This is a genomic window from Actinomadura physcomitrii, assembly GCF_008923205.2.
Lineage (GTDB): Bacteria > Actinomycetota > Actinomycetes > Streptosporangiales > Streptosporangiaceae > Spirillospora > Spirillospora physcomitrii.
In genome coordinates this window covers 223,097-243,052 of the sequence record NZ_WBMS02000002.1, presented here as the reverse complement: position 1 = coordinate 243,052, position 19,956 = coordinate 223,097, and the positions used below count along the sequence as shown (strand labels likewise).

Genomic DNA, 19,956 nt, shown 5'->3' with positions numbered 1-19,956 from the left:
CGCTCCTTACAGGTCGGCGGGGGCGGCCAGGCGGCCGGTGACGGCGGTGGCGGCAGCGACGGCGGGCGACACCAGATGGGTGCGGCCGCCGGGGCCCTGCCGGCCCTCGAAGTTGCGGTTGGACGTGGAGGCGCTGCGCTCGCCGGGGGTGAGCTTGTCGGGGTTCATCGCGAGGCACATCGAGCAGCCGGCCTCGCGCCATTCGGCGCCGGAGGCGGCGATGACCCGGTCGAGGCCCTCTTCCTCGGCCTGCTTCTTGACCTCCATGGAGCCGGGGACGACCAGCATGCGGACGCCGTCGGCGACCTTGCGGCCCTTCAGGACGCCGGCGACGGCGCGCAGGTCCTCGATGCGGCCGTTGGTGCAGGAGCCGACGAAGACGGTGTCGACCTCGATGTCGCGCAGCGGGGTGCCGGCGGTGAGGCCCATGTACTCCAGGGCGCGCTCGGCGTTCTGCCGCTTGACGGGGTCGTCGATGGTCGCGGGGTCGGGCACGGACTCGGCGAGGGGGAGGCCCTGGCCGGGGTTGGTGCCCCAGGTGACGAACGGGGTCAGCTCGGCGGCGTCGATCACGACCTCCTTGTCGAAGACCGCGTCGTCGTCGGTGCGCAGGGACGTCCAGTACTCGACGGCCTTGTCCCAGTCCTCGCCCTGGGGGGCGTTCGGGCGGCCCTTGAGGTAGGCGAACGTGGTCTCGTCGGGGGCGATCATCCCGGCGCGGGCGCCGGCCTCGATGGACATGTTGCAGACCGTCATGCGGCCTTCCATCGACAGCGAGCGGACGGCCTCGCCGCGGTACTCGATGATGTGGCCCTGGCCGCCGCCGGTGCCGATCTTCGCGATGATCGCGAGGATCAGGTCCTTGGCGGTGACGCCGTCGGGCAGGGTGCCGTTGACGGTGACGGCCATCGTCTTCGGCTGGATCTGCGGCAGCGTCTGCGTGGCGAGGACGTGCTCGACCTCGCTGGTGCCGATGCCGAACGCCAGCGCGCCGAACGCGCCGTGGGTGGAGGTGTGCGAGTCGCCGCAGACGACGGTCATGCCGGGCTGGGTCAGGCCGAGCTGCGGGCCGATGACGTGCACGATGCCCTGGCCGTCGTCGCCCATGGGGTGCAGCCGGATCCCGAAGTCGGAGCAGTTCTTGCGGAGCGTCTCGACCTGGGTGCGCGACACCGGGTCGGCGATCGGCTTGAGCAGGTCGGTGGTGGGGACGTTGTGGTCCTCGGTGGCGATCGTCAGGTCGGGGCGGCGCACCTGGCGGCCGGCCATCCGCAGCCCGTCGAACGCCTGGGGGCTGGTGACCTCGTGGACCAGGTGCAGGTCGATGTAGAGGAGGTCGGGCTCACCTTCGGCACGCCGTACGACGTGCGCGTCGTACACCTTCTCGGCCAATGTACGGCCCATCACACCCACCTCACCTGTCATGATCGTCCGGCGCGCGGTCGCGCCGGAGTCCGGTCCGGTTGATTTGCATCTCAAATTACGAGACGGCAATATCAAGACATGGACAACTCTAGCGGAGTCGGCGTACTTGACAAAGCGGTTCTCGTGCTGAACGCGCTCGAAGCCGGTCCCGCCTCGCTCGCGCAGCTCGTGCAGACCACCGGCCTCGCCCGCCCCACGGCCCACCGGCTCGCCGTCGCGCTGGAGCACCACCGCCTCGTCCACCGCGACACCCAGGGGCGGTTCATCCTCGGCCCGCGGCTCGCCGAGCTCGCCGTCGCCGCCGGCGAGGACCGCCTGCTCGCCATCGCGCAGCCCGTCCTCGCCCAGCTGCGCGACCACACCGGCGAGAGCGCCTCCCTGTTCCGCCGGCAGGGCGACGTCCGCGTCTGCGTCGCCGCCGCCGAGCGCACCAGCGGCCTGCGCGACACCATCCCCGTCGGCGCCGCCCTCCCGATGACCGCCGGGTCCGCCGCCCAGATCCTGCTGGCCTGGGAGGAGCCCGACCGGATGCACCGCGGCCTGCGCGGCGCCAAGTTCGAGGCGACGACCCTCGCCTCCGTCCGGCGGCGCGGCTGGGCGCAGTCCGTCGGCGAGCGCGAGCAGGGCGTGGGCTCGGTCTCCGCCCCCATCCGCGGCGCCGGCGGCCGCGTCATCGCCGCGGTCTCCGTCTCCGGCCCCCTCGAGCGCCTCACCCGCTCACCCGGCCGCCTGCACGCCGCCCCCGTCGTCGCCGCCGCCGAGAAGATAAGCGAGGGCATGCGCCGGAGTTGATCCGGGCCCCGTCGCGGCGCGGTCGATGCTCGTGCCTGCCCGTGACCCGCGGCCGGGGTCCGTAGGGTGGCCGCGTGCGGTGACGTCCCGGAGGAGGTTCCATGTCCGTCGACGAGTCCGGCCTGCGCGAGCGGCTCGCGGAGCTGACGCTCGAGGAGAAGGTCCACCTGCTGACCGGGGCCGGTTTCTGGTCGCTGCGCCCGATCCCGCGGATCGGGCTGCGGGAGGTGGTGCTGTCGGACGGCCCGAGCGGCGTCCGCGGCACCGCGTGGGACGAGCGGAGCACGAGCCTGCTGTTCCCGTGCCCGACCGCGCTGGCCGCCACGTGGGACCCCGGCCTCGCCGAGCGGGCCGGGCGGCTGAACGGCGCCCAGGCCAGGGACAAGGGCGTGCACGTCCAGCTCGCGCCGACGATCAACCTGCACCGGACCCCGCTGGGCGGCCGGCATTTCGAGAACTACTCCGAGGACCCGCTGCTCACCGCCCGGATCGCCGCCGGGTTCGTGCGGGGCGTGCAGTCGGCCGGGGTCGCGGCGACGGTGAAGCACTTCGTCGGCAACGACTCCGAGACGGCCCGGATGTCGTACGACGCCCGGATCGACGGCGAGACGCTGGACGCGGTGTACCTGCGCCCGTTCGAGGACGCGGTGAAGGCGGGCGCGTGGGCGGTGATGGCCGCCTACAACAAGGTCAACGGCACGACGATGACGGAGCACCGCCCGCTGCTGACCGGTGTGCTGAAGGAGCGGTGGGGGTTCGACGGCGTGCTGGTGTCGGACTGGACGGCGATCCGGTCGACCGCGGCGAGCGCCAACGCGGGCATGGACCTGGAGATGCCGGGGATGCCCGGCAACGCGTGGCGGGACGGGCTCGTCGAGGCCGTCCGCGCCGGCGAGGTGGCCGAGGACCTGATCGACGACAAGGCGCTGCGGATCCTGCGGCTGGCGGCGCGGGTCGGCGCGCTGGACGGGTTCCCCGAGCCGGCGCCGGTGACGACGCCCGCCGACGCGCCCGCGCAGTTGCGGTCGCTCGCGGCGCGCGCGTGCGTGCTGCTGCGCAACGAGGGCGGCGCGCTCCCGCTGGACGCGCCCCGCAGGCTGGCGCTGATCGGCCCGAACGCGGTGCGGTTCAGCGCGCAGGGCGGCGGCAGCGCGCACGTGAACCCCGAGCACGTCGTCTCGCCGGTGGACGGCCTGCGCCGCGCGCTCGGCGCGGGCACCGAGCTGACCGTGCACGCGGGCGTGTACCCGCACGAGCGGCTGGCGGAGCTGCCGCTCGACCTGGCGGCGGACCCGGAGACGGGTGAGCCGGGGGTGCGGCTGGAGTTCCTCGGCGCGGACGGCGCCGTCCTCGGCTCCGAGCACCGCGAGGCCGCGCGCTTCCTGTTCTTCGGGGGCGTTCCGGAGGGGACGGCGCGGATCGTCGTCCGGGCGCGGGTGACGCCGGCGGCGGACGGGGTGCACACGTTCGCGGTCGCGGGCGTCGGCGAGTACGACATGCGGGTGGCGGAAGCCACGGCGACGGTGAGCCTGGACCTGGACGGCGGCGACCCGGTCGAGGCGATGATGCGCCCGCCGGAGCACCGCGTCGAGGTGGAGCTCGCCGCCGGGCGGGCGGTCCCGGTCGAGCTGCGGCGCGCCCACCGGCCGGGATCGTTCCTGACCGCGTTCGGCATCGGGTACCACGAGCCGCACCTGCCCGAGGACGAGGAGCTGGCGGCGGCGGTCGAGGCCGCCCGCGCCGCCGACGCGGCGGTCGTGGTCGTCGGCACGAACGACGACGTGGAGAGCGAGGGCTTCGACCGGACGACGCTCGCGCTGCCCGGCCGCCAGGACGAGCTGGTGTCCGCCGTCGCCGCCGCGAACCCGCGCACGGTGGTGGTGGTGAACGCGGGCGCGCCCGTGCTGATGCCGTGGCGGGACGAGGTCGCGGCGGTGCTGTGGGCGTGGCTGCCGGGTCAGGAGGGCGGCGACGCCGTCGCCGACGTCCTCACCGGGGCGGCCGAGCCGGGCGGGCGGCTGCCCACGACGTTCCCGGTGTCGGAGGACGGCATCCTGTCGCCGGTTCCCGCCGAGGACGGGACGCTGCCCTACGCGGAGGGCGCCGCGATCGGCTACCTGCACTACGCGCCCGAGCAGGTCGCGTACCCGTTCGGGCACGGCCTGGGGTACACGACGTGGGAGTACGAGTCGCTGGTGGTGGCGGACGGGGTGGCGGAGGTGACCGTCCGCAACACCGGGGACCGGCCGGGGCGCGAGGCCGTCCAGTGCTACGCGTCGCCGGACGGGCGGCCGCTCCGGCTCGCCGGGTTCGCGGTGGCCGAGGCGGCGGCGGGCGGGCGGGCGACCGTCCGGGTCCCGCTGGACGAGCGGCTGCCCGGCGGGTGCACGGTGCGCGCCGGGCGCTCGATCGCCGATCTGCGGCTGACCGCCTGACGTCCGGGCTGGTCCGAGCTGGTGCGACAAAGCACCGCATCTCGGACCACCTTTGACGAGTGCCCGTATCCGCCCGCACGCCCTGGATAGCGTTGACCTCCGGACAAGGAGGTGCGCAGTGCAGATCTCCGAGCTCAGCGATCGCAGCGGCCTGACGGTCCAGACGATCAAGTTCTACATCCGGGAGGGCCTCCTCCCGAAGGGCTCGGCGGTGAGCGCGACCCGCGCGGAGTACGACCACCGGCATCTGGAGCGGCTGCGGCTGATCAGCGCGCTGCGCGAGGTCGGCGACCTGCCGGTCGCGGCGATCCAGCGGATCGTCGAGGCGATCGAGGACGAGCGGGTCAGCCTGCACGAGCTGTTCGGGACCGCGCAGTACGCGATCGGCCCGCACGTCGCCGCGCCGTACGACCCGCACTGGCGCGCCGCGCGGCAGGACGTCGACGCGCTCGTCCGCGAGCTCGGCTGGACGGTCGGCGACCGCTCCCCCGCCCGCGACCTGCTGGCGCACACCTTCGTCGCGCTGCGCCGGCTCGGTTTCCCGATCACCCTCACCGACCTGCGGCCCTACGTGAAGGCCGCCAAGGAGGTGGCCGACCACGAGATCGGCCGGGTGGCCGACGGCGCGCCGCGCGCCCGGACCGTGCACACCCTGCTCGTCTCGACCGTGCTGTACGAGCAGGTCCTCACGGCGCTGCACCGGCTGGCCCAGGAGAACGCCTCCGCCCGCCGCTTCGGCTGAACCTCCGCGAGCCATGCGGGCCGCGCATGGCTGGTCTGCGAAAGCTGCGCTGGTGGCATGGCTCGGCGGCGCCTAGCGTCGACCGCACTCGCAGACCACGCACGAGAGGACTCCCGTATGCGCGTCACGCTCGGCAACCCCGGCACCGTCCCGCCGCCGCCGAACCCCTTCTACTCGCACGCGGCGCGGGTGACGGCCGGGCCGATGCTGTACGTGTCGGGGCAGATCGCCCTGACCGAGGACGGGAAGGTCGACGCGCCCGGCGACATGGCCCGGCAGTCCGAAGTGATCTTCTCGCTGCTGGAGCGGATCCTCGCGGCGCACGGGGCCGGGTTCGCGGACGTCGTCAACGTCCGCACGTTCGTCACCGACCTCGGCCGCGTCGCCGAGTACGGGGCCGTCCGGCGGCGGTACTTCCCCGGCGCCGCGCCCACCAGCACGACCGTCGAGGTCGCCCGGCTGTTCCACCCGGACGCGCTGCTGGAGGTCGAGGTGGTCGCCGCGCTCCCCTGACCCGGGCCCGTCCGCGCTAACCCAGCTCGGCGGCGACGGCGCGCAGGTCGTCCAGGAACGCGGTGACCGCCGGGGACCTGCGGGCGTGCCGCCCGACGGCGGCGTGGACGGCGCGGCTGGGCTGCTCGGGGGCGAGCGGCCGCAGCACGACGCCGTCGCGCGCCGCCGCTGCCGCCGCGAGCGCGGGCACGAGGGTGACGCCGAACCCGCCCGCGACCAGGCCCAGCTTGGAGATCCATTCGGCGACGCGCAGCGGGGTGCGCGGCTCGAAGCCGGCGGTCTCGCAGCGGGCGCGCAGTGCCGCGACGGCCTCGGGGGCGTCGGCGACGATCCACGCCTCGCCGGCCAGGGCGTCCAGCGGAACGCGGCGGCGGGCGGCGAGCGGGTGCCCGGACGGCAGCGCGACGAGCAGCGCGTCGTCCAGCAGCGGGACGAGGTCGCCGGCGGGCAGCGCGGGGACGGTGTGGGTGCTGACGACGGCGAGGTCGAGGTCGCCGCCGTCGAGCATCGCCAGCAGCCGGTCGGTGATCCCCTCGCGCAGCGTGGCGCGCACGCCGGGGTGCCGGTCGCGGAACCGGGCGAGCGCCCGCGGGACCAGCGCCGCGTTCGCGGTGGGGAACGCGCCGATCCGCAGCGTCCCGGTGTCGAGGCGGCGCAGGCCCTCCATGGCCCGGACCGTGTCGGCGAGCCGGTCGAGCAGCGCGCGGGCGTGCGGGAGGAGGTGCTCGCCGGCGGGCGTCGGCCGCACGCCGCGCGCGCCCCGCGCGAACAGCTCGACGCCGCAGGCGTCCTCCAGCGCGGCGACCTGGCGGGACACCGCCGACTGGGTGTAGCCGCCCGCCGCCGCGGCGGCGGTGAACGAGCCGAGGTCGGCGACGGCGACGAAGGTCCGCAGCAGCAACGGATCGAGCGATTCGGCGCGCATCCCCGGAGGTTAGCGCCGGTTCGGCCAGGAGATCGGCTTGGTAGGCTGCTGCTCTCCTCTCCGCATCCCCGCAGGTCCCACCGAGGTCGCCCATGTCCGGAAGCCGTCCGTTCGTCAGCATCGCCACGGACTTCGGCGCCGCCTACACCTCGATCTGCGCCGGCGTCGTGCACACGATCGCGCCCGCCGCGAACGTGCTGGTGCTCAGCGACGAGATCACCCCGTTCGACGTGGTGGAGGGCGCGATGCTGCTCCGGCAGGCGCTGCCGTACCTGCCGGTGGGGGTGCACCTCGGCATCGTCGACCCGGGGGTCGGGACGCCGCGCCGCCCGGTGGCGGTCGGGACGGAGCGCGGCGACGTGCTGGTCGGCCCGGACAACGGGCTGCTGGTCCCGGCGGCGGAGGCGCTCGGCGGGATCGTCCGCGCGCACGTGCTGGAGAACCCGGCGTACCGGCTGCCGGAGGTGTCGACGTCGTTCCACGGCCGGGACGTCTTCTCACCCGCCGCCGCGCACGTCGCGGCGGGTGTGGACGTCGCCGACCTCGGCTCCCCGGCCGAACCGCTGCCGCTGGACCTTCCGGCGCCGGTCATCGGCGACGGCGAGCTGACCGTTCCGGTGCTGTACACCGACCGGTTCGGCAGCGTGGTGCTGGGCGCGGAGCGCGACGACCTCGCCGCCGCGTTCGGCGCGCTGGAGCCCGGCACGCCCCTCGACCTCGAATGGAGCGTTCCAGACGGGACGTCCCGCACCGCCCGCGTCCCGTTCGAGTGGACCTTCGGCAGCGTCGCCCCCGGCGAGCCGCTGCTGTGGATCGACTCCTCGGGCTGGCTCGGCCTCGGCGTCAACCAGGGCCGCGCCGCGGACGTCCTCGGTCTGGCCGGCGCGCGCACCGTCGCCCTGCGCACCACCACCCTGCGCGCCACCACCGGACGCACCACCACCCCGCATTCTTGATCACGCAACACCGCACCGCTGGAGGCACCCCCGTGACCCGCCGCCCCCTCGTGGCCGCCCTGACCGGCGCCGCCGCGCTCACCCTCGCCGTCACCGCCTGCGCCCCGCAGGACGACGGCGGCTCCGACGCCTCGGCGAGCAAGAGCCCCGCCTCCTGCACCAAGGACACGCTGCCGCTCAAAACGCCCGGCAAGCTGACCGTCGCGACCGACAAGCCGGCGTTCGAGCCCTGGTTCAAGAACGACGCCCCGTCCAACGGGCAGGGCTTCGAGAGCGCCGTCGCGTACGCCGTCTCCGGCAAGCTCGGCTTCACCAAGGACCAGGTCACCTGGACGACGCAGTCGTTCGAGTCGTCCTACGCGCCGGGGCCGAAGAACTTCGACTTCGACATCAACCAGATCTCCGTCACCCCGGCCCGCGAGAAGGCGGTGACGTTCAGCGACGGCTACTACGACGTGCAGCAGGGCGTCGTCGCGCTCAAGGACGGCGAGTTCGCGAACGCGACGAGCATCGCGGAGCTGAAGAAGGCGCGCATCGCCGTCCAGGTCGGGACCACCGCGCTGCAGGCGGTACAGAACCAGATCAAGCCGGACAACCAGCCGAAGATCTTCAACACCCAGATCGACGCGGTGAACGCGCTGAAGAACAAGCAGGTCGACCTGCTGCTGGTGGACCTGCCGACCGCGTTCTACGTCACCGCCGCGCAGATCGACGACTCGAAGATCGTCGGCCAGCTGCCGCAGACCGAGGGCGGCGGCACCGAGCACTTCGGGCTGCTGATGGAGAAGGGCAGCAAGCTGGTGGGCTGCCTGAACCAGGCGATCGGGCAGCTGAAGTCGTCCGGCGAGCTGGCGAAGATCCAGCAGCAATGGCTGACCTCGTCGGCCGGCGCGCCCGTCCTGAAGTGACCGCGCAGGCGGGCGGCGGGGCCGCCTGGGTCAAGAGCGAGCGCCAGCTGGACCGGGAGCGGCGCCGCCGGCGCGCCGGCGTCCGGTCCGGCTCGGTCGCCGCCGCGTCGACCGTGCTGTGCGTCGCGGTCGTCGTCGCCGTCGTGGTGACGTCGCCCGGCTGGCCGCGCGTCCACGAGACGTTCTTCAACTGGGGCGAGTTCACGGGCGCGTTCCCCGACGTGCTGCGCGGCTTCTGGCTGAACGTGCGGATCTTCCTGATCGCCGAGCCGGTGATCCTGGTGCTCGGGCTGCTCGTGGCGCTCGCGCGCGGGCTGCGCAACCCGCTGTTCTTCCCGCTGCGGGCCCTGGCCGTCGCCTACACCGACGTGTTCCGCGGCATCCCGACGATCCTGCTGGTGTACCTGGTCGGGTTCGGGCTGCCCGCGCTGCGGCTGCAGGGCATCCCGGACAGTCCGGCGGTGCTCGGCGGGTTCGCGCTCGTCCTGTCGTACGGCGCGTACGTCGCGGAGGTGTTCCGCGCCGGCATCGACTCGATCCATCCGAGCCAGCGCGCGGCGGCCCGGTCGCTCGGGCTCAGCAAGACCCAGAGCCTGCGGTTCGTGGTGCTGCCGCAGGCGGTGCGGCGCGTCGTCCCGCCGCTGCTGAACGACTTCGCCTCGCTGCAGAAGGACACCGCGCTCGTCGCGGTGCTCGGCCCGCTGGAGGCGCTGCGGCAGGCGCAGATCCACTCCGCGGCGAACTTCAACTACACCCCGTATCTGGCCACTGCGGTGCTGTTCGTCGCGCTGACGGTGCCGATGGCCCGGTTCACCGACCACCTCGCGGTGCGCGCCGAGCGCCGCCGCGCCCCGGGAGGCGGCACATGAGCGGTCCGCTGCTGCGCGTCGAAGGCGTCTGGAAGACCTACCACGCGCATCCGGTGCTGCGCGGCGTCGACCTGGACGTCGCGCCGCACGAGGTCGTCTGCCTCATCGGCGCGTCCGGCTCCGGCAAGTCGACGCTGCTGCGCTGCGTGAACGTGCTGGAGACGGTGGACGACGGCGCGATCCTCCTGGAGGGCGACGACATCACCGACCCGGACGCCGACCCCGACGCGGTCCGCAAGCGGATCGGGATGGTGTTCCAGTCCTACAACCTGTTCCCGCACATGTCGGTGCTGGACAACATCACGCTGGCGCCGGTCCGTGTCCACAAGCGGCCGAAGGCGGAGGCCGCCGAGGAGGCGCGCGAGCTCCTGAAGCGGTTCGGGCTGGCGGACAAGGCCGGCGAGTACCCCGACCGGCTGTCGGGCGGCCAGCAGCAGCGCGTTGCGATCATCCGCGCGATGGCGACGCGGCCGAGCCTGCTGCTGCTGGACGAGGTGACGTCCGCGCTCGACCCGGAGCTGGTCACCGAGGTGATGGGGATCATCCGGGAGCTGAAGGAGTCCGGCATGACGATGGTCCTGGCTACCCACGAGATGGGGTTCGCCCGCGACATCGCCGACACGGTGTGCTTCCTGTCCGACGGCGTGCTGCTGGAGCGGGGCCCCGCCGAGCAGATCTTCGAGGACCCCGCCGAGCCGCGCACTCGCGAGTTCCTGCGCCGCGTCCTGGAATCCCGGCGTCTCTAGGATGGCGGGCGTGGCGGATCTGGACGTGGTGGCGTGGGTGCGGGTGGTGGACGGGCGGCTGCTGGCCGTCCGGTCGCGAGGCCGTGACCTGCTGTATCTTCCCGGCGGGAAGCGGGAGCCGGGCGAGGACGACTGGGCGGCGCTGTCCCGGGAGGTCCGGGAGGAGCTGGGCGTCGAGCTGGACCGGGCGTCGTTCCGCGCGCTGGGCGTGGTCCGCGCGCCGGCGCACGACCAGCCGGACTACTCGCACGCGCGGATGGCGTGCTTCACCGCGTCCTGCCACGGCGCGGTCGCGGCGTCGGGCGAGGTGGACGAGTACTTCTACCTCGACCCGGCCGACCGGCACCTGCTAGCGCCGGCGGCCCGGTCGGCGCTGGACCTGGCTCTGGCCCAGGGCCTGCTTCACTGAGCGTTGTCCCAGATCACACCGGTTCCTCCGGCAAGATCCAGTTAGGATGCCCGCAGGATCCGAGATCTCTTCACTTTCCGGGGAACCGCATGGCGCACGTGCATCACTTCTCCTACGGGCCGCTCACGCCCGTCTCCGCGTACCTGATGTCGTTCGTCGGTTCCTTTCTCGGGCTGCTGTGCATGTCGCGCGCCCGCGCGTCCACCGGGCGCTCGCGCGCCTCGTGGCTGTCGCTCGCGGCGCTGGCCATCGGCGGCACCGGGATCTGGGTGATGCACTTCATCGCGATGCTCGGCTTCAGCGTCTCGGGCATGCCGATCCGCTACAACGTGCCGGTCACGCTGCTGAGCTGCCTGACCGCCGTGGTGGTCGTCGCGGCCGGGCTGTTCATCCTCGGCTTCGGCGGGTCCGGCCGCGGCGTGATCGTCACGGGCGGCGTCATCATGGGGATCGGCGTGGTGAGCATGCACTACTCCGGGATGGCCGCGATGAACATGGCCGGGGACATCGGCTACCGGCCCGGCCTGGTCGCGCTGTCGGTGGTCATCGCGGTGGTGGCGTCCATCGCGGCCCTGTGGTTCTGCCTGCGCGTCCGCGGGCTGCGGGCGACGGCCGGGGCCGCGCTCATCATGGGCGTCGCGGTGACCGGCATGCACTACACCGGTATGGCGGCCATGCGGATCACCATGGATCCCGGCATGCCCGTGCCGAGCGGCGCCACCGCCTCCGACTTCCTGATCCCGCTGGTCGGCGGCATCGCGGTGGTGTCGATCACGCTGCTGATCATCATCGCGATGGCGCCGAGCGAGGACGAGATGCGGGCCGACGCCGAGTTCCGGGCGCGCATGGCCGCGGGGCGCGCGGACGTCCCGCAGCCCGGCCGGTCGGCGCCCGCGCCGCAGGCCCCCCGCACGCGGTCCTCGGGCGAGTGGTCCAGCGGCGGCTGACACCGGGCGGCCGCCAGCACCGCCCGGCCGCCGAGCCCGCGCCGGTCAGGACAGCGCGGCGATGATCTTCTCGAGCGCGCTGCGCAGGTGCCGGCGCTCGTCGTCGGTGAGCGCGGCGGTGACGCGTTCCTCCAGCCGCCGCCGCGCCCCCCGGATCGGCTTCTCCGCCCGGCGGGCGCGCTCGGTCAGGTAGAGCCGGACGAGCCGGGCGTCGGACGGGTCGCGGCGCCGGGTGACCAGGCCCGCGGCCTCCATCCGGGTCGCGGTGTTGACCGCGTCCGCCGTCGCCGGGCACGCGGACTTCGAGGCCGTGTGCCTGCGGATCGGCGCGGTCTGGGGCCCGCACGGGCGCGCCGACTCGCCGTTCTTCGCCATCCCCGGCCTGGTCAACGCGGCGGTGCGGGGCGAGCCGTACGCGAGGAAGGTGCATGCGGGCGACGGCATCGACGCGCTGTACGCGCCGGACTGCGGGCGCGCCATCGCCCTCCTCCAGACGGCCGGGACGCTCCGCCACGCCGTCTACAACGTGGGGTCCGGACGCGTCACCGCGAACGCGGAGGTCGCGGCGGCGATCGCGAAGGCCGTCCCGGGAGCCCCGATCGACATGGCCGAAGGCCGTTCGCCGGAGAGCCCGGACGAGGACCACCGCCTCGACGTCACCCGCCTGCAGGACGACACCGGCTTCACGCCCGCGCACGGGATCGACGGCGCGGTCGCCGACTACGTCGCCTGGCTGGGCGGGCGCACCGAGGCTTCGCCGAATCGTTGACGGTGAACGAAAACCTGCCTAACGTCGGCGCCGCCCCGACCCGACGTCCCCTGCGAGGCCCGCCGTGACGAAGCTCGACCGACCCGCGCTCCCGGCCGTCACCGTCCTGGCCCAGCCGATCGTGATGCGCGACGGAACGGTCCTGCGCGCGGACGTCCACCGGCCCGCCGGCGACGGGCGCCACCGGACCCTGCTGATGCGCGGCCCCTACGGCGAAGGGGTGTTCCGGTCGGTCCCGGTCGGCGCCCACCTGCGGGCCGGAATGGCCGTCGTGCTGCAGCACTGCCGGGGCCGGGGCGACAGCGACGGCGAGTTCACCCCCTGGGCGGACGAGGGCCGCGACGGCGCCGACACCGTCGACTGGATCACCGCGCAGCCGTGGTCGAACGGCGAGGTCGTCGCCGCCGGCAGCTCCTACCTCGCCGGATGCGCGCTCCAGCTCGCGTCCGAGCGCCCGGACGCGCTGAAGGCCGTCGTCGCGTCGATGACCCCGCACGACTTCTACGACGGGCTGAACTACCACGGCGGCGCGTTCGCGCTCGGGTCGGCGTTCTTCTGGGCCGCGCTCCAGGGAATGCTCGGCGCGACGCACGCCATGGCGGGCGGCGCCGACGCCCGGCCTCGGCTCGGCGCGCTGATGCGCGTGCTGTCCGACCCCGGCGCGGCCCTGCGGACCCTCCCGCTGCGCGACGCGCCCGCCGTGGCGGACGCGTTCCCCTTCTGGCGCGACTGGGTCGCCCACCCGGAACGCGACGCGTACTGGACGGACCTCGCGCGCACCCTGCGGCACGACCGGATCGCGGTGCCCGTCCTGCACGTCGCCGGATGGTTCGACGTCTTCCTGCGCGGCACCCTGGAGAACCACCGGCGCATCCCCGGCGGGCGGCTGATCATCGGGCCGTGGACGCACCTGTCCCAGGCGGCCGGCGCCGGCGAACTGCACTTCGGCCACGCCGCGTCCGCACAGGCGGCCCAGGTGGAGGCCGCGCAGAACGCGTTCCTGCGCGGCGACACCGAAGGGCCCGCCGTCAGGTACTTCACCATGGGCGCGAACGTGTGGCGGGAGGCTCCGTCCTGGCCGCCGCCCGGCACCCTGAACACGCGCTACTACCTGCACTCCGGCGGCTCGCTGTCCACCGATGCCCCGGCGGCCGGCGCGTCGCCGTCCCGTTTCGTGCACGACCCGGACGACCCCGTCCCCACGCACGGCGGGAACCTGCTGCTGACCGACCCGGTCAACGCCGGGCCGCGCGACCAGCGGGCCGTCGAGGCGCGCCCGGACGTCCTCGTCTTCACCACCCCGGTGCTGGACCGGGACGTGGAGGTCACCGGACCGGTCAGGGCGGTCCTGCACGCGGCGACGTCCGCGCCCGGCGCCGACTGGACGGCCAAGCTGGTCGACGTGTGGCCGGACGGCCGGGCGATGAACGTCCTGGACGGCATCGTCCGCTCGGCCGGCGGCGCGGGCCGGCACGAGATCGACCTGGCCGCGACCAGCCAGACGTTCCGGGCCGGTCACCGCATCCGGGTGCAGGTCGCCTCGTCGAACTTCCCCCGGTTCGACCGGCACCCGTCGATGGTGCGCGCGGAGCAGACCGTGTTCCACGACGCGGGCCGCCCGTCCTGGATCGAACTGCCGCTCATGCCGTGACCGTCCCGTCCGGCGCCGCCGGCGCGCGGTACCGGGCTCGAACCGCCCCGCCGACCTTTCTCCGATCCCCCGCGATTCCGTACACTTTCGCATCTGTGCTGTCGCGAGGGGGGCGAATATGAGCACGGCCGACCGGCCTGACGACCAGGACCCGTCCGGCACTCCCCCGCCCCCGCCGCCGAACTGGGGGCGAGGCGACCGTCCCGGGCCGCCGCCCGCCGAGGGCGACAAGCTGGTGGCGAGCTGGCGCACCGCGCCGTCCGCCCCGTCCCGGCCGCCCGCCGCGCGCGAGAAGAAGCCCGCGGCCGAGACGCCTGCGGACGAGACGCCCGCGGTCCCGACCTCCGAGCAGACCAGGACCACCAGGCGCCCCCTCCGCGCCCAGGCCGCCCCGTCCGCACCCCCTGCGGGTCCGCTGGCCGCCGCGGCATCGCCCCCGCCACCCCGCACGAATTCCCCGAAGCCCCCAGCGCCCCCCACCGTGGATCGCCGGACGCCGCCGCCGGCTCCGGCGGCCCCGGCCGCCCCGCCGCAACCGGCGGCGCGGAAACCAGGGACCCCGCCCCCGCCCGCCGCGGCGCCACCCGCCCCAGCGGCGCCGGCCGCGGATCGGCCGGCGCCACCAGCGGGACCGGCCGCGCCGTCGCGGCCCGGCGTGCGAAAGCCTCAGACCTCGCCCCGGCCCGCCGATGCGGCGTCCGGTGGGAACCGGGCGGGGACGGCGAAAGAGGTGCCGGTTCCGGCTCCGTGGCCGGCCGCCGCGAGCGAGCCGCGCACCGGCGGACGGGGCGGGCGAGCGGCTGCGTCCGGGATGCGGCCGGACGGGCTGGAGCAGGTGCGCGTCAGGGCGCCGGACGCCGGGGACGCGCCGGCGTTCGACCGGCCGCAGAGCGCGCCGACACCGCCGGAAGGCGGTGGGACGCGGGTGTTCCGGCCCGGGCTGCGGTCGGGGATCGCGGTCGCGGCGGTCGCGGTGCTGGTCGCCGGAGGCGTGACCTACCTGGTCCGCGACGGCGGAGACGGCGGCGGGCGCGGGGACGGGTCCGGGGCCGAGGCCGCCGACAAGGTGTTCGCGGTGCCGGCCGCGCTGTACGACGGTCACGAACAGACGATCACGGCGGTCGCGGTGCACGGCGACACGGCGGTGACGGTCGGCAGCGAGACGGTGGACGCGCCGCGCGGGCAGATCCTCGTGTCGTCCGACGGCGGCAAGGCGTGGAGCACCGCGAAGGTGAAGGACGAGGGCGGTACCGGCCAGGACGTGCCGGAGGTCGTCGCGGCGGGTGACCGCGCCTGGGCGGCGCTGGGCCGGGGCCCCGGCGGGGTGGCCGTGTGGACGAGCGCGGACGGCCGCACGTGGACGCATCGGTCGGGCGGCCAGGGCGCGTTCAGCGCGGGCGACCAGGTGACCGGGGTCGCGGCCACCTCGGCGGGGTTCGCCGCGATCGGGACGAGCCAGGGCGCGGCCGTCCTGTGGACGTCCTCGGACGGCGTCGCGTGGCAGCGGCGGCAGGCGGGCCTGGAAGGCAGGCCCGTGGGCATCGCCGCGAGCGGCGCCACGCTGGTGGCGCGCAACGACAAGGGCGATCTGTGGCGGTCCGCCGACGGCGGGGCGACGTGGGCGCGCGCGGAGGTGCCGCAGAGCGACGGGTCGTACGGGCCGGTCGTCGCGCTGACGTCGGGTCCCGGCGGGTTCTTCGCGGCGCGGGAGGGGCGCCGGACGGGCGGGTCGTCGAAGAACCCGAAGAAGCGGGCGCTCGCGGTGTTCTTCCGGTCGTCGGACGGGGTGGGCTGGGCGCGGTCGAGCACGATCGACCGGAGCGCCTACTCCAGCCTGGCGGCGCTGGGCGGTTCCGACGCGGGCCTGGCCGCGCTGACCCCGCTCAGCGACGGCCGCGTGGCGGCGCAGCGCAGCAAGGACGGCGTGAACTGGGAGCCCGTGGAGCGGCTCGGGACGGACCAGGGCCGCCAGGCGGGCGCGGCGGCGGCGCTTCCCAAGGGCGTCCTTTTGGCCGGCCACCAGAATTCCGGCGCGTACCTGGCGGCGCCGGGCGCCCGCCACGGGGACGTCGACCTGCTGTCCATACCCGGCGCGGTGACGCCGGACCGGACCATCAGGCGGCTGGTGCCGGGCAACGGGATGACGCTGGCGGTCGGCAGCGGCGCGGGCGAGGCGGCCGTCTGGACGACGCGGGACGGCAAGGCGTGGACGCGCGCCGGCGGCACCGGGCTGACCGGGCCGGGCGTGCAGCGGCTCGCCGCCGCCGCGTACGGGCCGAAGGGCTGGGTCGCCGCGGGGCGGAGCGCGGCGAAGCCGCTGCTGCTCACGTCGGCGGACGCGGACGCGTGGAACCCCGCCGCGGGCCCGGCGGGCGATGACGGCGAGCTGGCCGGCGCCGCCTACGGCCGGGCCGGGTACGTCGTGGTCGGCTCGGCCGGCAAGGCGCCGATCGCGTGGCGCTCGGACGACCTCGCCCGATGGACGGCCGCCACGGGCGATCTGCGGGACGGCGCGATGCACGACGTCGCGGCCGTGACGAACGGCTACGTCGCGGTCGGTGAGCGCGGCGGCGCCCCCGCCGTCTGGACGTCCGCGGACGGCGCGGCGTGGACGTCGGCGCAGCCGCCGCAGGCGCGGGGGCCGCTCACCCGTGTGGTGGCCCGCGGCGACACGCTGGTCGCGACGGGTGCGGGGAACGCCGTCGCGGTGTCGTCCGACGCGGGCCGGACGTGGCGGGCGCAGACCGTCCAGGCGTCCGCGCTGTCGGCGAGCCTGGCGACGCCGAAGGGGTTCGTGCTCGCGGGGACGCCCGCCGGGACCGACGACGTCGCGCTGTGGAGCTCGGCGGACGGCGCGTCATGGCGGATGACGCGTCCGCGCGGGGCGCGCCTCGCGGGTGAGGGGAGCCAGCGGCTCACCGGGCTGGCCGCGCTCGGGCAGGGCCTGGTGGCGACCGGGCTGGACGGCGAGACGCCGACGCTCTGGCGCACGGCTCTCCCTTGAGCCCGTTGAGCCCGCGCCTGTCGGGGGCCGGGAGGGCGCGTCAGGACGCGGCCTGGCGGCGCCGGTCGGCCTCGGCGGCGCTGAGGATCATCTCGTCGACGACCCAGCGGGCCTCCGGGGACAGGTCGACGAGGGCGCGCAGCACCTCGGGGCGGATGATGCCGTGCTCGACGTCGCGGCGCAGGGCCTTGAGCGTGATGTCCTCGTCGATGGTGGCGGTCTCGCTGGGCCGGCCGAAGTAGCCGATCGGCACGCCGAAGAAGGTGGCGAGCGCGCGCAGGGTCTTGAGCTGCGGGTTCTCCTGGCGTCCGGTGCGCAGCTTCCACACCGTGGTGGAGGAGATGTCCTCGCCGGTGGCGCGCGCGATGGCGGCGGCGGTCTCGACGTTGTTGCGGGGCGGGTGCGCGTCCGCCGGCCACAGGTTGCGGATCAGCCACTCGACCTTGTCCGCCAGCGTCGCGCCCGGCGCGATCTCTTCCGTCTTGCTGCCCATCCCGGCCCCTCCCGAACTCACCGACGCCGACGACTTTAGTTGACCGCACGCAAGGGCGTCAGCCAAGGACACGGGAAATGTTTCGCTACGTGTCGGCGCGATCACGCATCCGAACCGGCCGCTCCGGCAGGGCGCGCCGCGCGTTCCGGCGAGTGCGGGCGCCGGGCATCGCGACGGGCTCCTGGAAAGCGGAAGACCGCGGGCCCGAAACGGATCCGCGGTCGTGTTTCGCTGATGTACCCCCGAGCGGATTCGAACCGCCGTTACCGCCTTGAGAGGGCGGCGTCCTAGGCCACTAGACGACGGGGGCCGGACTGTGAGCCTCCGCGGTCTCCCGCTCGGGCCTCGCCCAGCCTACCGGACCCGGACCCCCACCTCGAACCGAATTTCACCACCACGTACCCGGAGGCACCCGGCGAATCCGGCCCCTGTGGGTGAACACGAAAAAGCCGCGTGCGGAAGCGAACGGAGTTCGCCGAGCACGCGGCCTCGGAAACGTACCCCCGAGCGGATTCGAACCGCCGTTACCGCCTTGAGAGGGCGGCGTCCTAGGCCACTAGACGACGGGGGCCTGTCCACGATCGCGGACGGAGCTGGGGTACCAGGACTCGAACCTAGACTAAGTGAACCAGAATCACTCGTGCTGCCGATTACACCATACCCCAGTGTGGTACGGGCTTCCCGGCCGTTTCCGGCTGGTCGCTCGCGCCTCGAAGAGAATACAGGACGGCGGGTCAGCGACCAAAACGATTGCCGGAGCGGCCGTGATCAGCGGGAGAAGTCGGGCGGGCCGACGTGCTCGTCGCCCCATTCGACGAGCGGGCGCAGCCGCCGCCAGGCGTCCCGGACGCGGGTGACGGCCTCCCGCGTCGCCATCCAGGGGACCGCGGGCCAGCCCTCGCGGGCGTGGAGGGAGCGGTGCCGGAGCAGGTCCAGGCGGGGATGGTCCTCGGGGGTGCCGCGCGGGCGGGTCTTGAGCCGGTCCCCGGCGATCTCGAGGCCGGCGGCGCGCAGGCCGTCCACGATGGCCTGGAGCTCCTTGCCGGACGAGTCGGCGCCGACCGCGGCGCGGGCTTTTCGGCGTCGTCGGGAGTTCTCACCGCTGAGGTTCCCGGCCCGCAGGTTGGCCCGCAGTGTGGTGTAGGCGTCGGCGACACGTTTGATGACGTGCTGCGCCGCCTGCGCGCCGAGCCCTTGGGCCTTGAGGTCTGCGCAAGTCAAGGACCGCAGGTCCTTGACCGTCCCGTTGAGCCCGTGGACGGTGAACGAGGCGGCCGGGGCGCCGCAGGCGACGGAAGCGATTCCTCCCGGCTCTGAAGGGCTGGGGTTCCTCCGTTAGAAGGAAGCTGAACCGGACGTCGCGGTAGGGGCGGAACAGCTTGACCGCGCCGAACTCCTCTTCCAGCTCGGCGCACAGGTCGGCCATGGGGCCGCGGACGTGCTCGTCGTAGACCTGCCGGTGCGCGGTCCAGTAGGACTTGCTGTTGTCGGCGAGGAGGCCCTCGTAGAACTCGAACGCCTCGCTGGTGAAGCCGGTGAACGTCACGACCGCCCCCTTTCGTACGGCGTCCTCCAGCTTAGGGACGCCGTACGACAGGACAGGGGGTTCAGTCGCGGGCGACGACGCGGTTGGTGAGCTCGCCGACGTTCTCGACGGTGACCGTGACCTCGTCGCCGACCTTCAGGGGGCCGACGCCGGCGGGGGTGCCGGTGAGGATGACGTCGCCGGGCAGCAGCGTCATCACCTGGCTGACGTACTCGACCAGGCTGGGGACGTCGTGCAGCAGCAGCGACGTGCGCGCCTCCTGGCGGACCTCGCCGTTGACCGTGGTGGAGATCGCGAGGTCGGACGGGTCGGCCTCGGTCTCGATCCAGGGGCCGAGCGGGCAGAAGGTGTCGAAGCCCTTGGCCCGCGTCCACTGCCCGTCCTTCTTCTGCAGGTCGCGGGCGGTCACGTCGTTGGCGCAGGTGTAGCCGAGGATGACGTCGGCGGCGCGGGCGGCGGGGACCTCGCGGCACATGCGGCCGATCACCACGGCGAGCTCGCCCTCGTGGTCGACGCGCTCGGAGAGCTTCTCCGGGTAGGCGATCGCCTCGCCGGGCCCGATCACCGCGGTGGACGGCTTGGCGAAGATCACCGGTTCGGCGGGCGGCTCGCCGCCCATCTCGCGGGCGTGGTCGGCGTAGTTCTTGCCGATCGCGATGACCTTGCTGGGCAGGATCGGGGCCAGCAGCCGCACGTCGGCGAGCGGGAAGCGCTGCCCGGTGAAGGTCAGGTCGCCGAACGGGTGGGCCGCGATGGCGGCGATGGTGTTCTCCTCCACCACGCCGAAGGACATGCCCTCGTCGGTGGAGAACCTGGCGATACGCAT

The 19,956-nt window shown here is 74.3% G+C and carries 19 protein-coding genes, 3 tRNA genes and 1 pseudogene; 13 read left to right on the top strand and 10 right to left on the bottom strand.

What is annotated here, in order from left to right; translation table 11 throughout:
• Positions 1–6: 6 nt before the first annotated feature.
• The gene (leuC, locus tag F8568_RS03165) at positions 7–1,404 is read right to left on the bottom strand and encodes a 3-isopropylmalate dehydratase large subunit (RefSeq protein WP_151591150.1); all 1,398 of its coding nucleotides are present in this window, start codon (positions 1,402–1,404) and stop codon (positions 7–9) included.
• A gap of 99 nt (positions 1,405–1,503) precedes the next feature.
• Here leuC and F8568_RS03160 point away from each other — a divergent pair, with 99 nt between their 5' ends.
• The 4 genes from F8568_RS03160 (at position 1,504) to F8568_RS03145 (ending at position 5,907) form a co-directional block, all read left to right on the top strand.
• Positions 1,504–2,217, top strand: coding sequence for an IclR family transcriptional regulator (locus F8568_RS03160; protein WP_151591148.1), 714 nt, complete (start codon positions 1,504–1,506; stop codon positions 2,215–2,217).
• A gap of 101 nt (positions 2,218–2,318) precedes the next feature.
• Positions 2,319–4,652: a glycoside hydrolase family 3 protein gene (locus F8568_RS03155; protein WP_151591146.1), complete on the top strand. Its 2,334-nt coding sequence runs from the start codon at positions 2,319–2,321 to the stop codon at positions 4,650–4,652.
• 118 nt (positions 4,653–4,770) lie between these two features.
• Positions 4,771–5,394, top strand: a complete 624-nt coding sequence (locus tag F8568_RS03150; RefSeq protein ID WP_151591144.1) for a MerR family transcriptional regulator — start codon at positions 4,771–4,773, stop codon at positions 5,392–5,394.
• A 117-nt stretch (positions 5,395–5,511) separates the two neighbouring features.
• Positions 5,512–5,907: a RidA family protein gene (locus tag F8568_RS03145; RefSeq protein WP_151591142.1), complete on the top strand. Its 396-nt coding sequence runs from the start codon at positions 5,512–5,514 to the stop codon at positions 5,905–5,907.
• Positions 5,908–5,923: 16 nt separating this feature from the next.
• Here F8568_RS03145 and F8568_RS03140 read toward each other — a convergent pair whose 3' ends face one another.
• Positions 5,924–6,832, bottom strand: a complete 909-nt coding sequence (locus F8568_RS03140) for a LysR family transcriptional regulator (RefSeq protein ID WP_151591140.1) — start codon at positions 6,830–6,832, stop codon at positions 5,924–5,926.
• Positions 6,833–6,924: 92 nt separating this feature from the next.
• Here F8568_RS03140 and F8568_RS03135 point away from each other — a divergent pair, with 92 nt between their 5' ends.
• The 6 genes from F8568_RS03135 to F8568_RS03110 all read left to right on the top strand — a co-directional run bounded on the left by F8568_RS03135 (position 6,925) and on the right by F8568_RS03110 (position 11,667).
• On the top strand, positions 6,925–7,788 hold the full coding sequence (locus tag F8568_RS03135; RefSeq protein ID WP_202124423.1) for an SAM hydrolase/SAM-dependent halogenase family protein: 864 nt from the start codon (positions 6,925–6,927) through the stop codon (positions 7,786–7,788).
• A gap of 32 nt (positions 7,789–7,820) precedes the next feature.
• Entirely contained in the window at positions 7,821–8,696 is an 876-nt protein-coding gene (locus tag F8568_RS03130) for an ABC transporter substrate-binding protein (protein WP_328600701.1), read from the top strand.
• Positions 8,657–9,565 (top strand): amino acid ABC transporter permease, encoded by a 909-nt coding sequence (locus F8568_RS03125; RefSeq protein ID WP_151591138.1) that lies wholly within the window; start codon positions 8,657–8,659, stop codon positions 9,563–9,565. Before F8568_RS03130 ends, F8568_RS03125 begins: the two co-directional genes overlap by 40 nt.
• Entirely contained in the window at positions 9,562–10,311 is a 750-nt protein-coding gene (locus F8568_RS03120) for an amino acid ABC transporter ATP-binding protein (RefSeq protein WP_151591136.1), read from the top strand. The genes F8568_RS03125 and F8568_RS03120 overlap by 4 nt, the downstream gene beginning before the upstream one ends.
• A gap of 10 nt (positions 10,312–10,321) precedes the next feature.
• Entirely contained in the window at positions 10,322–10,720 is a 399-nt protein-coding gene (locus F8568_RS03115) for an NUDIX hydrolase (protein WP_328600700.1), read from the top strand.
• Between the two features lie 89 nt (positions 10,721–10,809).
• Positions 10,810–11,667, top strand: coding sequence for an MHYT domain-containing protein (locus F8568_RS03110; protein WP_151591132.1), 858 nt, complete (start codon positions 10,810–10,812; stop codon positions 11,665–11,667).
• A 45-nt stretch (positions 11,668–11,712) separates the two neighbouring features.
• Here F8568_RS03110 and F8568_RS46555 read toward each other — a convergent pair whose 3' ends face one another.
• Positions 11,713–11,922, bottom strand: coding sequence for a MarR family winged helix-turn-helix transcriptional regulator (locus F8568_RS46555; protein ID WP_202124422.1), 210 nt, complete (start codon positions 11,920–11,922; stop codon positions 11,713–11,715).
• 10 nt (positions 11,923–11,932) lie between these two features.
• On the opposite strand from F8568_RS46555, the gene F8568_RS03100 reads away from it, so the two are divergent.
• From F8568_RS03100 to F8568_RS03090, 3 genes are all read left to right on the top strand, one after another.
• On the top strand, positions 11,933–12,436 hold the full coding sequence (locus F8568_RS03100; protein WP_202124421.1) for an NAD-dependent epimerase/dehydratase family protein: 504 nt from the start codon (positions 11,933–11,935) through the stop codon (positions 12,434–12,436).
• Between the two features lie 64 nt (positions 12,437–12,500).
• Positions 12,501–14,087 carry a CocE/NonD family hydrolase gene (locus F8568_RS03095; protein WP_151591128.1) on the top strand — a complete coding sequence of 529 codons (1,587 nt, stop codon included), beginning with the start codon at positions 12,501–12,503 and terminating at the stop codon, positions 14,085–14,087.
• 730 nt (positions 14,088–14,817) lie between these two features.
• Positions 14,818–17,091 (top strand): glycoside hydrolase, encoded by a 2,274-nt coding sequence (locus F8568_RS03090; RefSeq protein ID WP_151591126.1) that lies wholly within the window; start codon positions 14,818–14,820, stop codon positions 17,089–17,091.
• 40 nt (positions 17,092–17,131) lie between these two features.
• Here the strand turns inward: F8568_RS03090 and F8568_RS03085 are convergent, their stop codons facing one another.
• From F8568_RS03085 to F8568_RS03055, 7 genes and pseudogenes are all read right to left on the bottom strand, one after another.
• On the bottom strand, positions 17,132–17,584 hold the full coding sequence (locus tag F8568_RS03085; RefSeq protein WP_151591124.1) for a helix-turn-helix domain-containing protein: 453 nt from the start codon (positions 17,582–17,584) through the stop codon (positions 17,132–17,134).
• A 237-nt stretch (positions 17,585–17,821) separates the two neighbouring features.
• A tRNA-Glu gene (locus F8568_RS03080) sits at positions 17,822–17,894 on the bottom strand.
• A 188-nt stretch (positions 17,895–18,082) separates the two neighbouring features.
• Positions 18,083–18,155: transfer RNA gene (locus F8568_RS03075), tRNA-Glu, on the bottom strand.
• 22 nt (positions 18,156–18,177) lie between these two features.
• Positions 18,178–18,249: transfer RNA gene (locus F8568_RS03070), tRNA-Gln, on the bottom strand.
• 103 nt (positions 18,250–18,352) lie between these two features.
• Complete coding sequence (locus F8568_RS03065; protein WP_236008305.1) at positions 18,353–18,805, bottom strand: DUF2461 family protein; 453 nt, start codon at positions 18,803–18,805, stop codon at positions 18,353–18,355.
• A 136-nt stretch (positions 18,806–18,941) separates the two neighbouring features.
• Positions 18,942–19,130: pseudogene (locus F8568_RS47725) on the bottom strand (DUF2461 family protein); the annotation flags it as partial.
• 61 nt (positions 19,131–19,191) lie between these two features.
• Entirely contained in the window at positions 19,192–19,956 is a 765-nt protein-coding gene (locus F8568_RS03055; protein ID WP_151591118.1) for a fumarylacetoacetate hydrolase family protein, read from the bottom strand.

Coding starts and splice junctions, on each gene's coding strand:
- F8568_RS03135 (WP_202124423.1), top strand. CDS start 6,925: ATGTCCGGAAGCCGTCCGTTCGTCAGCATCGCCACGGACTTCGGCGCC.
- F8568_RS03110 (WP_151591132.1), top strand. CDS start 10,810: ATGGCGCACGTGCATCACTTCTCCTACGGGCCGCTCACGCCCGTCTCC.
- F8568_RS03155 (WP_151591146.1), top strand. CDS start 2,319: ATGTCCGTCGACGAGTCCGGCCTGCGCGAGCGGCTCGCGGAGCTGACG.
- F8568_RS03120 (WP_151591136.1), top strand. CDS start 9,562: ATGAGCGGTCCGCTGCTGCGCGTCGAAGGCGTCTGGAAGACCTACCAC.
- F8568_RS03125 (WP_151591138.1), top strand. CDS start 8,657: ATGGCTGACCTCGTCGGCCGGCGCGCCCGTCCTGAAGTGACCGCGCAG.
- F8568_RS03140 (WP_151591140.1), bottom strand. CDS start 6,832: ATGCGCGCCGAATCGCTCGATCCGTTGCTGCTGCGGACCTTCGTCGCC.
- F8568_RS03160 (WP_151591148.1), top strand. CDS start 1,504: ATGGACAACTCTAGCGGAGTCGGCGTACTTGACAAAGCGGTTCTCGTG.
- F8568_RS03145 (WP_151591142.1), top strand. CDS start 5,512: ATGCGCGTCACGCTCGGCAACCCCGGCACCGTCCCGCCGCCGCCGAAC.
- F8568_RS03085 (WP_151591124.1), bottom strand. CDS start 17,584: ATGGGCAGCAAGACGGAAGAGATCGCGCCGGGCGCGACGCTGGCGGAC.
- leuC (WP_151591150.1), bottom strand. CDS start 1,404: ATGGGCCGTACATTGGCCGAGAAGGTGTACGACGCGCACGTCGTACGG.
- F8568_RS03055 (WP_151591118.1), bottom strand. CDS start 19,956: ATGCGTATCGCCAGGTTCTCCACCGACGAGGGCATGTCCTTCGGCGTG.
- F8568_RS46555 (WP_202124422.1), bottom strand. CDS start 11,922: ATGGAGGCCGCGGGCCTGGTCACCCGGCGCCGCGACCCGTCCGACGCC.